Source organism: Xanthomonas sacchari (genome assembly GCF_040529065.1).
GTDB classification, from domain to species: Bacteria; Pseudomonadota; Gammaproteobacteria; order Xanthomonadales; family Xanthomonadaceae; genus Xanthomonas_A; species Xanthomonas_A sacchari.
In genome coordinates, this window is sequence record NZ_CP132343.1 from 3,519,292 (window position 1) to 3,534,429 (window position 15,138).

General features: G+C 71.1%; 10 protein-coding genes. 4 read left to right on the top strand and 6 right to left on the bottom strand.

Features of this window, described 5'->3' with window-relative positions; translation table 11 throughout:
• Positions 1 to 62: 62 nt before the first annotated feature.
• From RAB71_RS14860 to RAB71_RS14880, 5 genes are all read right to left on the bottom strand, one after another.
• Complete coding sequence (locus tag RAB71_RS14860) at positions 63 to 1,508, bottom strand: efflux transporter outer membrane subunit (RefSeq protein WP_041500886.1); 1,446 nt, start codon at positions 1,506 to 1,508, stop codon at positions 63 to 65.
• Positions 1,508 to 4,708, bottom strand: coding sequence for an efflux RND transporter permease subunit (locus tag RAB71_RS14865; RefSeq protein WP_010344154.1), 3,201 nt, complete (start codon positions 4,706 to 4,708; stop codon positions 1,508 to 1,510). Before RAB71_RS14865 ends, RAB71_RS14860 begins: the two co-directional genes overlap by 1 nt.
• Positions 4,705 to 5,880 (bottom strand): efflux RND transporter periplasmic adaptor subunit, encoded by a 1,176-nt coding sequence (locus RAB71_RS14870; protein ID WP_234006590.1) that lies wholly within the window; start codon positions 5,878 to 5,880, stop codon positions 4,705 to 4,707. Before RAB71_RS14870 ends, RAB71_RS14865 begins: the two co-directional genes overlap by 4 nt.
• Positions 5,881 to 6,260: 380 nt before the next feature.
• Positions 6,261 to 6,584, bottom strand: coding sequence for a cupin (locus tag RAB71_RS14875; protein ID WP_010344156.1), 324 nt, complete (start codon positions 6,582 to 6,584; stop codon positions 6,261 to 6,263).
• Positions 6,581 to 7,204 carry a cysteine hydrolase family protein gene (locus RAB71_RS14880; RefSeq protein ID WP_010344157.1) on the bottom strand — a complete coding sequence of 208 codons (624 nt, stop codon included), beginning with the start codon at positions 7,202 to 7,204 and terminating at the stop codon, positions 6,581 to 6,583. The genes RAB71_RS14875 and RAB71_RS14880 overlap by 4 nt, the downstream gene beginning before the upstream one ends.
• Before the next feature lie 91 nt (positions 7,205 to 7,295).
• On the opposite strand from RAB71_RS14880, the gene RAB71_RS14885 reads away from it, so the two are divergent.
• The 4 genes from RAB71_RS14885 to mdtD all read left to right on the top strand — a co-directional run bounded on the left by RAB71_RS14885 (position 7,296) and on the right by mdtD (position 11,367).
• Positions 7,296 to 8,249: a GlxA family transcriptional regulator gene (locus RAB71_RS14885; RefSeq protein ID WP_010344158.1), complete on the top strand. Its 954-nt coding sequence runs from the start codon at positions 7,296 to 7,298 to the stop codon at positions 8,247 to 8,249.
• 63 nt (positions 8,250 to 8,312) lie between these two features.
• Entirely contained in the window at positions 8,313 to 8,567 is a 255-nt protein-coding gene (locus RAB71_RS14890) for a WGR domain-containing protein (protein ID WP_010344159.1), read from the top strand.
• Between the two features lie 9 nt (positions 8,568 to 8,576).
• On the top strand, positions 8,577 to 9,644 hold the full coding sequence (gene hemE, locus RAB71_RS14895; RefSeq protein WP_010344160.1) for a uroporphyrinogen decarboxylase: 1,068 nt from the start codon (positions 8,577 to 8,579) through the stop codon (positions 9,642 to 9,644).
• Positions 9,645 to 9,936: 292 nt separating this feature from the next.
• Positions 9,937 to 11,367, top strand: a complete 1,431-nt coding sequence (gene mdtD / locus RAB71_RS14900; RefSeq protein WP_010344161.1) for a multidrug transporter subunit MdtD — start codon at positions 9,937 to 9,939, stop codon at positions 11,365 to 11,367.
• A 176-nt stretch (positions 11,368 to 11,543) separates the two neighbouring features.
• Here the strand turns inward: mdtD and RAB71_RS14905 are convergent, their stop codons facing one another.
• A complete protein-coding gene (locus RAB71_RS14905) occupies positions 11,544 to 15,116 on the bottom strand; it encodes an ATP-binding protein (RefSeq protein ID WP_081482007.1) in 3,573 nt (1,190 codons plus the stop codon).
• Between the last annotated feature and the right edge of the window lie 22 nt (positions 15,117 to 15,138).

Here is a 15,138-nt window from a genome sequence, read left to right on the forward strand (position 1 = left end):
TTGGGCGGCACGCCCTGCAGCGCTCCCGGCTGCAGCGTGCCGCCCACCCGCGCCGAGCGCACTCAGGGCTGGGCCACCTCCAGCGACGCATCCCCGCCCAAGGTGCGGTACAGCGCCACCCGATTGGTGGCCGCGGTCAGTTCCACCGCCACCAGACTGCGCTGCGCGGCGTAGTAGCTGCGCTGCGCATCCAGGTTGGACAGCGCGCTTTCCACACCCTCGCGATAGCGCTGCGCGCTGGCGTCGTAGGTGTTGGCGGCATCGGCGAGGAGCGCGCGCTGCGCCTGCAGCTGCGCATCGATGGTGCCGCGCCGGGCCAGGGCATCGGCCACTTCACTGAAGGCGGTCTGCACGGTCTTTTCGTAGCCGGCCAGCGCGGCATCGCGCTGCGCCTCGGTGTAGCGCACATTGGCGCGCGCCGCGCCGCCATCGAACACGGTGTAGGCGACGCCGGCGCCCACCGACGCGGTGCGCGCGTCGTGGGTGAACAGCTGCGACAGCGCGGTGCTGTTCAGGCCCAGCAGGCCGCTCAGGCTGATGCTGGGAAACAACGCGGCGCGCGCCGCACCGATCTGGGCGTTGACCGCGCGCAATTCGTATTCGGCCTGCACCACGTCGGGCCGCCGCAACAGCACGCTGGTGTCCAGGCCGGCCGGCGGATCGCCGATGCTGGCCGCGACCTCCTTGATCGAACCCGGCAACAGTGCCGGATCGACCGGAGCGCCCACCAGCAACTGCAGCGCATTGACGTCCTGCGCCAGCGCCGTGGTCTGCGTGGCCAGGTCGGCCTGCGCGGCATGCAGCACCTGGTTGGCCTGGTCCAGATCCGAATGCGGCACGATGCCGCCATCCACCCGCTGTGCGGTCAGCGCCACGCTGGCGCCGGCGCTGCGCACGGTGTCCTGCGCGAGCGTCAGCAGGCTGCGGTCGCTGGCGTAGGTCAGCCAGGTCGTGGCGATGTCGCCGACCAGGGTCAGGCGCGTGGCCCGGGCCGCGGCTTCCTGTTCCAGGTAGCGCTGCTGCGCGGCCGTGCTCAGCGCGCGCAGCCGGCCGAACAAGTCGAGTTCGAAGGCGGTGACGCCTAAGCCCAGGTCGTAGTTGCTGGCATAACCGGCAGCCGGAGCAGCCGCTGCGTTGCCGCCCTGGGTCGTGTCGTTGCCCGGGGCCGCGCCCTTGCCGCGATAGGAGCGCGTGTAGGTCGCGCTGGTCCCCACCTCCGGCAGCAGGGCCGCGCGCTGGATCCGGTACTGCGCCCGCGCCTGAGCGATATCGGCGAGGGCGATCCGCAGGTCGCGATTATGGTCCAGCGCCTGCGCGACGAGCGCCTGCAGCCGCGGGTCGCCGAACACCTGCCGGTAGCTCAGCGACGGCAGCGTGGCCTCGTGCTGCGCCAGATAGGCGTCGCCCACCGGCCACGACGGCGGGATCGGTGCGGTGGGACGCACGTAGGCCGGCGTCAAGCTGCACGCCGACAGCAGGCACACGGCGCCGAACGTGAGCGCGCGCATCAGGCCGGCTCCGGCAGCGTCGGCGCCGACGGCGGCGCGGCGCCGTTGCGACGTGCGCGGCGGCGCGCCAGCCACTCGGCCACCGCGATGTGGAAGGCCGGCGTCAGGTACAGGGTCAACGCCTGCGAGAACAGCAGGCCGCCGACCACGGCGATGCCGAGCGGGCGCCGTGCCTCGGCGCCGGCGCCGAACCCCAGCGCGATCGGCAACGACCCCAGCACCGCTGCCAGGGTGGTCATCATGATCGGGCGGAAGCGCACCGTGGCCGCTTCCAGCATCGCCGCACGCGGCTGCTGCCAGCGTTCCTCGCCCGAGCGCTCCAGGTCCAGCGCGTAGTCCACCATCATGATGCCGTTCTTCTTGACAAGCCCGACCAGCAGGATCAGGCCGACGAAACTGAAGAGATTGAGCTCCTGGCGGAACAGCACCAGCATCAGGATGGCGCCGAACCCGGCCAGCGGCAGCGAGGTCAGGATGGTGATCGGGTGCAGCGCGTTCTCGTACAGGATCGCCAGCACGCCATAGATCAGCAGCACGGTGATCAGCAGCAGCATCGGCAGCGTCTTCATCGAATTCTCGAAGGCCTGCGCCGAGCCGGCGAACTGGCCGCTGATGGCGCGGGCGTCGTCCTTGCCCAGGGTCTGCGCCATCAGGTTGCCGATGCCGGCGGCGGCCTCGCCCAGCGACACGCCCGGCGCCAGGTTCATCGACAGGGTCACCGCCGGCAGGCCGGCGTAATGGTTGATCGCCACCGGCCCCACGCCCATGCGCACGTCGGCCACCGCGCGCAGCGGCACCATCGGGCCGCCGGCGGCGGTCAGCACCGCGCTGGTGCCGGAGCTGCTGTTGGAGGTCTGCGTGCCGATCGCGGTGATGCCGGGATTCTGGTTGCCGTTGAACGACAGCGCATCCAGGCCGTTGAGGTCGGCCTGCGCCGCGGGATCGACCTGCAGCAGCACTTCGTACTGATCGGTGTCGCCGTAGATGGTGCTGATCTTGCGGCCGCCGTAGGCGCTGGCCAGGGTGTCCTGCAGGCCGGCGGCGGTGACGCCCAGCGCGGCGGCCTGCTCGCGGTGCAGCACCACCTCGATCTCCGGGTTCTTGAGCTGCAGGTCGCTCTGCGGATCCTGCACGTCGCGCAGTTGCCGCAGGCGCTGCAGGATGGTGTCGGACTGGGCGTACAGCGCCTTCTGGTCGGTGGACTGCAGCACGTACTGCAGCGATCCGTTCGAGGCGGTCGGCCCCATGTCGATCGCCGGCGGATTGCGCATGTTGAGGGTGATGCCCTGGATTGCGGCGACCTGCTTGCGCACGTCCTGGATCACCTCCTCGGCGCTGCCGCTGCGCTCGGACAGCGGCTTGAGCCCGATCAGCAGGCGCCCGCTGTTGCTGAGCGAGTTGTCCGAACCGATCACCGATTCGACGTTGGCCACGTTGGGATTGCGCTGGATGATCTTCACCACCGCCGCCTGCTTGGCGACGAAGTCGGCGAAGGCGGTGCCCTCCGGCACGCGGGTGTCGCCGTCGATCTTTCCCGAATCCACCTGCGGGATGAAGCCCTTCTCGACCACGGCATAGACGCCGGCGGTGCCGACCAGGGTGGCCACGCCGATGACGCACATCAGACCGATGCGCTCGGTCGCCCAGGCCAGCGAGCGCGCGTAGCCGCGTTCGCTGGCGTCGACCAGCCGGTCGAAGCGCTCGAACACCCAGCCCGTGCTCTTCTTCGGGTCCAGCCAGCGGCTGGCGAGCATCGGGGTGAGGGTCAGCGAGACGATGCCGGACAGGATCACCGCGATCGCGATCACCATGCCGAACTCGGAGAACAGCCGCCCCACCAGCCCGCCCATGAACACGATCGGCAGGAACACCGCCGACAGCGACACCGTCATCGACAGCACGGTGAAGCCGATCTCGCGCGAGGCGGCGATGGCCGCGTCCATCCGACTGGCGCCCTGCTCGGCATGCCGGACGATGTTCTCGATCACCACGATGGCGTCGTCGACGACGAAGCCGACCGACAGGGTCAGCGCCAGCATCGAGATGTTGTCCAGGCTGAAGTGCAGCAGGCGCATCACCGCGAAGGTGCCGATCAGCGAGGTCGGCAGCACCAGCGCCACGATCAGGGTCGCCATCCAGCTGCGCAGGAACAGCAGGATCACCACGATCACCAGCACCAGCGAGCCGACCAGGGTCCACTCCACGTCCTCCACCGATGCGCCGATGTAGTCGCCGCGGTCGTAGAGCACGTCGAGCTGGGCGTCGCCGGGCAACTGCGCGCGAATCCCCGGCAGCGCCGACTGGATGCCCTGGGTCACCGACAGCGTGTTGGCGCCCGGCTGGCGGTGGATGTTGATCTCGATCGCGCGCTGGCCGTTGAGCGAGGCCGCGGTCTGCAGGTTCTCGACGCTGTCCTCGGCATGGCCGACGTCGCGCAGGCGCACCGGCGCACCGTCCGCATAGCTCAGCACCATGGCATCGAAATCGGCCGCGCGCTTGAGCTGCCCGTCGGCACGCACGGTGTAGGACCGCGCGCGCCCCATCAGCGTGCCGGCCGGCGCATTGCTGTTGCCCGCCTGCACTGCCGACACCACCTGGTCGAAACCCAGGTGGCGGGCGGCGAGCAGGTGCGGATTGACGAACAGGCGCACCGCGTACTTCTGCGCGCCGTTGACGTCGATCTGGCCGGCGCCCGGCACCGAGGCCAGGCGCAGCGCCACGCGGTCCTTGGCGAACTGGTTGAGCAGCGGCAGCGCGATGGTCTTGGAGCGCAGGATCAGGTGCATGATCGGCGCGGCGCTGGGATCCTCCTTCTGGATCTGCGCCGGATTGATCTCGCGCGGCAACAGGCCGGCCGCCTGCGACACCGCGTTCTGCACGTCCTGCGCCGCGGCATCGACATTGCGGCTCAACGCGAACTGCAACACGATGCGGGTGCTGCCGACGCTGCTGGTCGAGCTCATCGTGTCCAGCCCGGGCAGACCGCTGAACTGGCGCTCCAGCGGCGTCGCCACCGCCGCGGCCATGGTCTCGGGATTGGCGCCGGGCAGCGACATGTTGACGGTGATGGTCGGGAAGCTGACATCGGGCAGCTCGCTCACCGGCAGCGCGAAGTAGGCCATGCCGCCGGCCAACACCAGCCCGATCATCAGCACCGAGGTCATCACCGCGCGGCGGATGAACAGCGCCGACAGGTTCACGCAGGCCGTCCGGTCGCCGCCGCGTTTGGCGTGGCGTGCTGGTTGCCGGATTGCACGGCGCTGCCGTCGCGCAGTTCGTTGGGCACGGTGAGGATGACGCGGTCGCCCGCGCGCAGGCCCTTGGCGATCACCGCCTGCCCGTCGACCATCCGCGCCACCGTGAGCGGCCGAGCCGCGGCGTGGCCATCGACCACGCAGTACACGTACGGCCCCTGCTGTCCCTGCTGCAGGGCGCTCTCGGGGACCGACAGCGCCTGCGGGTCCTCTGCCAGGATCACCCGCACGGTGACGAACTGCCCAGGCCACAGCGTGGCGCCGGCGTTGGCGAAGCGTGCGCGCAGCTCCAGCGTGCCGCTGCTGGTGTCGAAGGCGTTGTCGAGGAACGCCACCTCGCCGCGCTCGAGCAGCGTGCCGCTCACCGCATCCAGCGCCAGCACCGGCAGCCCCAGGCCCTGGTGCCCCAGCGGCGCGGCGCGCACGGCATCGACCTGTACATGCGCCAGCGCGAAACGCACTTCGATCGGGGTGCTGACGTTGAGCGTGACCAGCGCGGTGCTGGACCCGCTGGACACCAGGTTGCCCGGCTTGACCGCGATGGCGCCGGCGCGGCCGTCGATGGGCGCACGGACCTGGGTGTAGGCCAGCGACAGCAGGGTCTGCTCGACCTGCGCCTGGTCGGCGGCGACGGTGCCGCGCAGCGAGCGCAGCGTGTCGGCCGCCGTGGTGTAGGTCTTGGGATCGACCGCGCCGGTCCTGGACAGCTTGGCGTAGCGCGCCTCGGTATCGGCCGCATCCGCGGCTAGTGCCTGGTCGCGGGCCAGGGTGGCGCGCGCCTGCGCCAACGCCGCGCGCAGCGGCCGCGGGTCGATGGTGAACAGCAGTTGCCCGGCGTGGACCTGTTCTCCGTCATGGATCAGCACCGACTGCAGCACCCCGTCGGCCTGCGCGCGCACCTCCACGGTCTGCGGCGACAGCAGGGTGCCGGAGGTCTCGATGATGTCCGGCACCCGGTGCGGCGCGACCGTCATGGTCTGCACGCGCAAGGGTTCGGGCGCCGGCGCGGGCTGCTGGCGATGTGCGCGCCAGACCCACACGCCGAGGATCAGCAGGCTGAGCGCGGCCAGTCCGGCCAGCAGCGCCACCCGGCCCATGCCGCGCGCAGTCTGTGGCATCGCATACCCCACCCAGCGCCGGCGTGTTGTGCGCGGCGCCGCACTGTCATCATGGATGGCAACGTGGCGCGCGGCGTGATCGCGTTCCGCGCCGACCTTTGGGTGCTGCCCAGGGAACCGCCCATCGCTCTGGCTTCGCATGCCGGCCGCGTCCGCACTCGTGGTGATTGGCGATGCCGTGACACCAGGATCTCTGTGCGCACGCTGCGGCATAGCCTGTTCCAATGACGCCAGATCGACAGTGATGGCTCCGTGATAGAACGCACATGCTTAGGTGCGGTGTGCGCCGCGCTGTGCACACGTCATCGACGGACCCATGTCTCCGCCCACCGCGTGGGCGAGGACGGTGGCGCAGGCCGGCCAGCGGTGCGCCCGAACGCTCACGGACTGCCGTCGCACTCCACCACCAGCACCCGCGTCGCGCCCTGCGGGTGCGCCACGTGCTCGGTGCCCTCCGGCGCATGGAACACGTCGCCGGCCTGCAGCAGCGCCGCCTGCTCGGTGCCGTGCACGCGCCAGCGCATCTGCACCTGCCCGTCCAGCACCACGAATACTTCCGCCCCGTCGTTGACGTGCCAAACGTATGGCTGATCAGTCCAGTGGATGCGCACGCCGATCCCGTCCAGCAACGCCACCGGCAGCGCCTCCCAGGCACGGCTGCCGGTGAACTCGCGCGCACGCAGCACCCGCGGCACGCCGCTCATGCCAGGCCCCGCGCGCGGCGGTTGGACTGCAGCACGTTGTCGCGCGGCAGCGGCTGCCCTGCCTGCACTGCCGCGATCCACTGCGCGGTGTCGGCGACCGCGGCGAAGTTGCTGTGGAACACCACCCCGAACACCCGGTGGATCTCCTCGGCGCTGGCCTGGCCGGCGGCGTTGGCATACGGCAGCGCGCCGCTGGCGTCGCCCAGCACTTCCACCGCCAGCCCGCGGTGGAACGCCTCGTACACGGTGGAGGCATTGCAGTTGTGGGTCATGTAGCCGGCCACGGTCAGCGTGTCGATCGCGTGCTGCTGCAGCCAGTCGGCCAGCTCGGTATCGGCGAACACGCTCGGCCGGGCCTTGCGCAGCAGACGCGCATGCGGCCGCGCGGCGACCTGCGGGTGCAGTGCCCAACCGGCGCTGCCATCGGCGAACACCGGTGACTGCGCCGGCGCGGTGTGCTGCACCACCAGCACCGGCACGCCGTGCGCCTGCGCCGCGTCCATCGCCTGCAGGATGTTGGGCAGCGACTGCGCCACCGGCGGATGGGCGATGGGCAGCGCGCCATCGAAATACTCGTTCTGGACATCGATGACCAGCAGGGCGCGGCGGGGAGAGGACATGCGGTGGCTCCGAGGCGAGGGGCAGCCAGTGTCGGTGGCCGCACCCGCGCCGACGAGTGGCCCGAAACACCGTTTTCGCTAAAATCGGGCCATGTCGCCGCATCGCATCGCCGTGGTCGCCTTCGACCGCATCAGCCCCTTCCACCTGGCGGTGCCCTGCCAGGTGTTCGAAGCGCGGCCCGACCCCGACCTGCCGGCCTTCGACCTGCGGGTCTGTGCGGTCGACCCGGGCCCATTGCGCACCGACGCCGGCTTCGCCATCCACGTGCAGCACAGCCTGAAGGCGCTGGAGGGCGCCGACACGGTGATCGTGCCGTCCTGGCGCGATGCTGCCGAGCCGGCACCGGAGGTGCTGTGCCAGGCGCTGCGCCGCGCCCACGCCGCCGGCGCGCAGGTGGTCGGGCTGTGCCTGGGCACCTTCGTGCTGGCCGATGCCGGCCTGCTCGACGGCCGCCCCGCCACCACCCACTGGGCGGCGCTGGCGCGCTTCGCGCAGCGCCATCCGCAGGTGCGGCTGCAACCGGACGTGCTGTACGTGGACGACGGCGACGTGCTGACCTCGGCCGGCACCGTGGCCGGCATCGATTGCTGCCTGCACCTGGTGCGGCGCCGCCACGGCGCCGACGTCGCCAACCGCATCGCCCGGCGCCTGGTGGTGGCGCCGCACCGCCAGGGCGGGCAGGCGCAGTACATCGAACAACCGTTGCCGGTCAGCCGCCGCGACGCCCAGCTCGGCCCGACCCTGGACTGGATGCTGCAGCGCCTGGACCAGCCCCAACGGCTGGATGCGCTGGCCGCGCACGCGCGGATGAGCCGGCGCAGCTTCACCCGGCAGTTCCGCCAGGTGACCGGGACCACCGTGGTGCAGTGGCTGGCGCACCAGCGGCTGGTGCGCGCCCAGCAGTTGCTGGAGCGCACCGACCTGGCGCTGGAGCGCATCGCGGCCGACTGCGGCTTCGGCAGCGCCGGCGCGCTGCGCCTGCAGTTCACGCGCGACCTGGGGTTGCCGCCGTCGGCGTATCGCCGCGGCTTCCGTGCCGGCTGAGCGGCCGCAGCGTTCCGCCGACCGGGCCACGTCGCCTGCACCGGCACCCGCTACAATCGGCGCATGCGCGTCTTCCTCCAGCAACGCCCCGACGGCAACGAGCCGCCACGCTACCTGCAGCTGACCCTGCAGCCGGACCTGCTCGGCGGCTGGGAACTGTTGCGCGAGAGCGGCCAGATCGGTGGCCGTGCGCAGCTGCGGCGCGAGCTCTACCTGCAGCAGGAAGACGCCAACGCCGCCTTCGAGAAAGCCCGCGACGCCCAGCTCAAGCGCGGCTTCCAGGTCATGTTCACCCGTGGCGCCGACGCGCCGCGCTAAGGAATCCCCATGCTCAAGAACGACCGCCTGCTGCGCGCGCTGCGCCGCCAGCCCGTGGACCAGACCCCCGTGTGGCTGATGCGCCAGGCCGGGCGCTACCTGCCCGAGTACCGCGCCACCCGCGCCCGCGCCGGCAGCTTCCTGGCCATGGCCAAGACCCCGGAACTGGCCTGCGAGGTGACCCTGCAGCCGCTGGCGCGGTTCCCGCTGGACGCGGCGATCCTGTTCTCGGACATCCTCACCATTCCCGATGCGATGGGCCTGGAGTTGTACTTCGTCGAAGGCGAAGGCCCCAAGTTCCGCCACCCCGTGCGCGATGCCGCGGCGATCGCCAGGCTCGGCGTGCCGGACATGGAGACCGAGCTGCGCTACGTGATGGACGCGGTGCGGGTGATCCGCCGCGAACTGGACGGCAGCGTGCCGCTGATCGGCTTCTCCGGCAGCCCCTGGACCCTGGCCTGCTACATGGTCGAGGGCGGCGGCAGCGACAACTACGCGCGGATCAAGGCGCTGGCGCTGAACGACCCCGCGGCGCTGCACACGCTGCTGTCGGTCAACACCGACGCGGTGATCGCCTACCTGGCGGCGCAGCGCGCGGCCGGCGCGCAGGCGCTGCAGGTGTTCGACACCTGGGGCGGCGTGCTGAGCCCGGCGATGTACCGCGAGTTCTCCCTGCCCTACCTGCAGCGCATCGCCCGCGAACTGGCGCGCGGCGACGGCGCCGAGCGCACCCCGCTGATCCTGTTCGGCAAGGGCAATGCGCCCTACCTGGAAGAGCTGGCCGGCTCCGGTGCGGAAGGCGTGGGCGTGGACTGGACCATCGACCTGGCCGACGCCGCGCGCCGCACCGGCGGCCGCGTCGCCCTGCAGGGCAACCTGGACCCGGCGATGCTGTACGGCGCGCCGGAGGCGATCGACCGCGAAGTGCAGCGCGTGCTGCGCAGCTATGCCGACGGCAACGGCGGCTCGCTGGACGGCCACGTGTTCAACCTCGGCCACGGCCTGTCGCCGGACATGCAGCCCGAGCATGTCGGCGCGCTGGTGGAGGCGGTGCAGCGGCATAGTCGGCGTGGTTGAACGCCGGGATTCGGGATTGCAGTCTCGCGCACGGTCGGCGATCTGACCGTGCGCTCGATCTTCTGCGCTTTTGCGTAGGAGCGGCTTCAGCCGCGACAGGACGTTTTGGGAATGCCCGTCGCGGCTGAAGCCGCTCCTACGTGGGCGCCTGCAAGGCGCCGTCCACCCCTGCGTTGACAGCGCTGATCGCTGAGCGCGCGCTGCATCGCAAGCGCGCAACGCGCGCGACTGCACGACACGGCGACGCGATCTGCGCGATCCTAGTGCTCCCCCCGCGTCACCCTGCGTGCCGATGTCCGCGCCCTCCTCCGATCCGATCGCCGTTCCCAACGCGCGCAGTTTCCGTCCGCTGCTGTGGCTGGTCTCGCTGGCCATCTTCATGCAGATGCTCGATGCCACCATCGTCAACACCGCGTTGCCGGCGATGGCGCGCAGCCTGGGCGAGAGCCCGCTGCAGATGCAGTCGGTGGTCTTCAGCTATGCGCTGGCGGTGGCGATGTTCATCCCCGCCTCCGGCTGGATCGCTGACCGCTACGGCACGCGCCGCACCTTCCTGACCGCGATCGTGCTGTTCACCCTCGGCTCGCTGCTGTGCGCGGCGGCGCCGCGGCTGCCGTATCTGGTGGCCGCGCGGGTGCTGCAGGGCATCGGCGGCGCGATGCTGCTGCCGGTGGGCCGGCTGGCGGTGATGCGCTCGGTGTCGCGCGCGCAGTTCCTCAGCGCGATGAGCTTCATCGCCATCCCCGCGCTGATCGGGCCGCTGGTCGGACCGACCCTGGGCGGCTGGCTGGTGCAGGTGGCGTCCTGGCACTGGGTGTTCCTGATCAACCTGCCGATCGGTGCGATCGGCTTCGCCGCCGCGCTGAAGATCATGCCGGACTTCTACGGCGAGCAGCGCACCCGCTTCGACCTGATCGGCTACGCGATGCTTGCCTTCGGCATGGTCGCGCTGTCGCTGGCGCTGGACGGCATCTCCGAGCTGGGCCTGCGCCACGCCTTCGTGATGCTGCTGGCGATCGCCGGGCTGGCGGCACTGATCGGCTACTGGCTGCACGCGGCCAACGCGGCGGCGCCGCTGTTCCCGCTGCATCTGTTCAAGGTCACCAGCTTCCGCATCGGCATCCTCGGCAATCTGTTCTCGCGCGTGGGCAGCGGCAGCATGCCGTTCCTGATCCCGCTGCTGCTGCAGGTGGGCCTGGGCATGAGTCCGATGAACGCCGGGCTGATGATGATCCCGGTGGCGCTGGCCGGCATGGCCTCCAAGCGCGCGGCGGTGAAACTGGTGGAGCGCTTCGGCTACCGCCGCGTACTGATGACCAACACCGTGCTGGTCGGCACGGCGATGGCCAGCTTCCTGCTGTTCGACGCCGGCCAGCCACTGGGCTGGCGGCTGCTGCAGCTGGCCCTGTTCGGCGCGGTCAACTCGCTGCAGTTCACCGTCATGAACACCGTGACCCTGCGCGACCTGGACCGCGACCAGGCCAGCGCGGGCAACAGCCTGCTGTCGATGGTGATGATGCTGGCCACCGGCTTCGGCGCCGCGGCCGCGGGCAGCCTGCTGGCCGCGTTCAACACCCACCTCGGCGATACCCACGGGGCCACCGCGGCGCTGCATGCGACCTTCGTCTGCGTCGGCGCGATCACCCTGACCTCGACCCTGATCTTCTGGCAGTTGCCGGACACCCGGCCGTCGCCGAAGCAGGTAGAGGAAGTGGCGGAGTAGCCGAAAAGCAGGGATTGGGGAGCCGGGATTGGGGATTCGCAACGGCGGCGATATCGCGGCCTGCCGGATCCGTTGAAACGCGTGGGAGCGGCTTCAGCCGCGACCGGATGTTCTCGGCAATGCCCGGTCGCGGCTGAAGCCGCTCCTACGACGGTGGCAGTGGCGGGGCGAACGCGCTAAGGGCGATCGTCGCTGCCGTGCTTCCCCGGTTGCGGTGTTTCTTCCGGGCCCGGCTCACCCTCCACCGCCCTCGCCAACATCTCGCCCGTCACCGGCTTGCGCAGGAATCCGCTGAAACCGGCGGCACGCGCCTGCGGTTCGGCGTCGGCGTCGGCACGGGCGGTGACTGCGATCAGCGGCATGACGTAGCCGAAGGCGCGCAACTGCCGCGCCAGCGCCAGGCCGTCCAGGCCGGGCAGATCCAGGTCCAGCAGGGCGATGTCGAAGGGGCCGGCCGCCGCTTCGGTCAGCGCGGCCAGCGCGTGCGCGGCGTGGGTGACGTGGTGGCCGCGCGCGCGCAGCAGGCCGCCGACCACCTCGGCCACGGTCGGGTCGTCTTCGACCAGCAGGATCCGCCGCGGCGCTGCGGCGCCGGCGGACGCGCTGGCGTCGCGCGGTGCCTGCGGCAGCGGCACCGGCGCCCACGGCAACGGCAGGTCGACCACGAAGCGCGTGCCGGCACCAAGCCGGCTGCTCAGGTCGATGCGCCCGCCCATCGCCACCGCCAGTTCCTGGCTGATCGCCAGGCCCAGGCCGCTGCCGCCGTAGCGCGCGGCGGTGCGCGGCCCGTCGGCCTGCTCGAAGCGCTGGAACAATCGCGCCTGCTGTTCGGCATTGATGCCCGGCCCGGTATCGGCGACCTCGAAACGCACGCCCTGCTGCGGCTGCAACGGCGCCACCCGCAATTGCACGCTGCCGTGCTCGGTGAACTTGATGGCGTTGTTGAGCAGGTTCAGCAGGATCTGCCGCACCCGCGTGGCGTCGCCGCGCGCGGTGACCTGCGGCGGCATGGCGTTGTCCAGGGCGAAGAGCAGCCCGCGGCTGCGCGCCATCGGCCCCATCATCGCCTCCAGTTCGGCGATCAGCCGGCCCAGGTCGAACGGCTGCTGCTCCAGTTCCAGGCGCCCGGCCTCGATCCGCGCCAGGTCCAGCGCATCGTTGACCAGACGCAGTAGGTGCGAGCCGGCGTCGTGGATCGACTCGGTGTAACGGCGCTGCTTGGCATCCAGCGAGGTGGCCAGCAGCAGTTCGCTCATGCCCAACACGCCGGTCATCGGCGTGCGCACCTCGTGGCCGAGCGTGGCCAGGAAGCGGGTCTTGGCCAGCGAGGCCTGCTCGGCCACCTCCTGCTTGTGCACGGCCAGTTGCCAGGCAGCGCGGCGGCGCAAACGCCGCCGGTACAGGTAGGCGAGCAGCCACAGCGCCAGGGCGGCCAGCGCCGCCAGCCCGGCCAGGCCCCAGGGGCTGCGCCACCACGGCGGCAGCACGCGGAAGCGCAGCGTCACCACCTTCGACCACACCTTGTCGGCAGTACGCGCCTGCATCTCCAGGGTGTAGTGGCCCGACGGCAGCCGCGAGAACAGGCGCTCGCCGCTGGCGCCCACGTCGACCCAGTCCGGGTCGTAGCCGCTGAGGCGGAAGCGGTAGGTGTTGGCGTCGGTGTCGGAGAACGACAGCAGGCGCGCGACCACATGCAGATCGCGGTCGCCTTCCTGCAGCACGATGTGGTCGGCGTGCAACAGATCCAGCCCACGCTCGCCGCGGCGCACGCCGATGTGCTCGATCACCAGCGGCGGCTGCCGCTGCGACGGCACCACCTGCGACGGCTCGAACAGCACCACCCCGTCCGGGGTGCCGCCGAGGATCTGCCCGCTGCGCGCCTGCACCAGGCTGCGGGTCTGGAACTCCTGGTTGGGCAGGCCGTCGTGCACGCCATAGGAACGGATCGCCTTGCTCGCCGGATCGACCCGGATCAGGCCGCGCATGCTGCTCAGCCAGGCCACGCCGCTGGCATCGACCACCAGGCCGTTCGGCGCCAGCGCCGGGAACTCCTGCTCGGCATCGATGCGGTCGAGCAGGCTCAGCCGGCTGCCATCCCACAGATAACGCTCCAGGCAGCCGACGCTGGCCAGCCAGACCACGTTGCCGTCGCTGATCGCCAGCGCGCTCAGCGGGCGCTGCGGTGCGCCAGGCACCGCTTCGAATCGCGCGCGCTCCGGGCTCCAGGCGAGCAGCCCGTGCTGCCCCAGCAACCAGGGCTGGCCCTGCGGCCCGAGGCTGGCCTCCTGCACGGTCAGATCCGCAGGCAGGCCGGCGTTTCCCGGCGCCATGGTGCGCAGCACGTGGCCATCGAGGTCGCGCACCTGCACGCCGCTGATGTCGCTGAAGATCCAGAGGTGGCGGTCGCTGCTGAAGACGATCCGGTCCACCTGCTCCATCATCGGCGCATCGGCACCGGCGTCCTTGCCCCAGCGCCGGACCTCGCCGCTGGCCGGGTCGTAGCGCAACACGCCTCCGGCGGCCGCCGCCCACAGCCGGCCCTGCGGGTCCTCGGCGATCGCCCGCGTCCAGTCCAGACCGAACAGCGCGCGCATGTGCCGACGCACGGCACCGGTGGCCGGGTCGAGCTTGTCCAGCACCCCGCGCGTGCCCGCCAGCCACACGCCGCCGTCGCGGGAAGCGGCGGTGGCCAGCACGTAGGGATTGCCCATCGACTCCGGGTCGTCCACCCGGTAGGACAGCACCGAGAACTGCTGCCAGTTGGCCGGCAAGTGCCACAGGCCGGCATTGCCGCTGGCGAACCACAGGCCGCCCTCGCGGTCCTCGAAGGCCAGCGACCAGTTCGGCTTGACCAATCCGTGCGCGGAGTTGCTGTACAGCGGCACGTTGCGGATCACGCCGGACTCGCTTTCGCGGCCCAGCCCGTCCATGGTGTCGAACCAGCGCGTGCCGTGGCGGTCGTGGACCAGCATGCCCAGCACGCTGTCGCTGGGCATGTTGCGCCAGTACGGCTCCACCACGCTGGCGTCGGCGCGCACCAGGCGCGCCCCGCCGGTGGTGGCGACCCACACCGTGCCATCGCGTTCGGGGGTCAGCCCCTGCACCTCCGGCCGCGGCAGCGCGGCAGCATCGAGTCGCTGGAAATCGTGCCCGGTCCAGCGCGCCAGACCACCGCGGGTGCCCACCCACAGGGTGCCGTCCGGCGTGGTCGCCAGATGGGTGACGCTGGCCGAAGGCAGGCTGTGCGCGTCGCCGGGGATCGGCATGAAGCGGCGCAGGCGGCCGTCCGGCTGCAACTGGTGCAGGCCACCAGCGGCGGTCCCGAACCAGACGCTGCCGTCCGGCGTGGACGCGATGGCCCACACGGTGGTGGAGCCGATCTGCGGATAGGTGCTGCGATCGTAGTAGCGGAACTGGCGGCGATCGGCGGAGAGCGTGCCCAGGCCGGCACCGTCGGTACCGAACCAGACCCGGTTCTGCGCATCGACGTGCACCGACCAGATCTTGTTGGCGTGCAGGCCGTCCTCGATCCGCCAGATGCGGTAGCCGCGTCCGTCGAAGCGCGCCAGGCCGTCACCGCTGGCCAGCCACAGATAGCCGAGCTTATCCTCGGCGAAGCCATTGATGCTGTTGGACGGCAGGCCGTCGGCCACGGTCAGCTGGCGCGGCTGCGGCGTCGGCGGCACTGCCGCGCCGGCGACCGCGGACCACGCCAGCAGCAGCCATCCCAAGATCCGTCTCGACCGCATCGCCTCTGTCTCCCCCCGACGG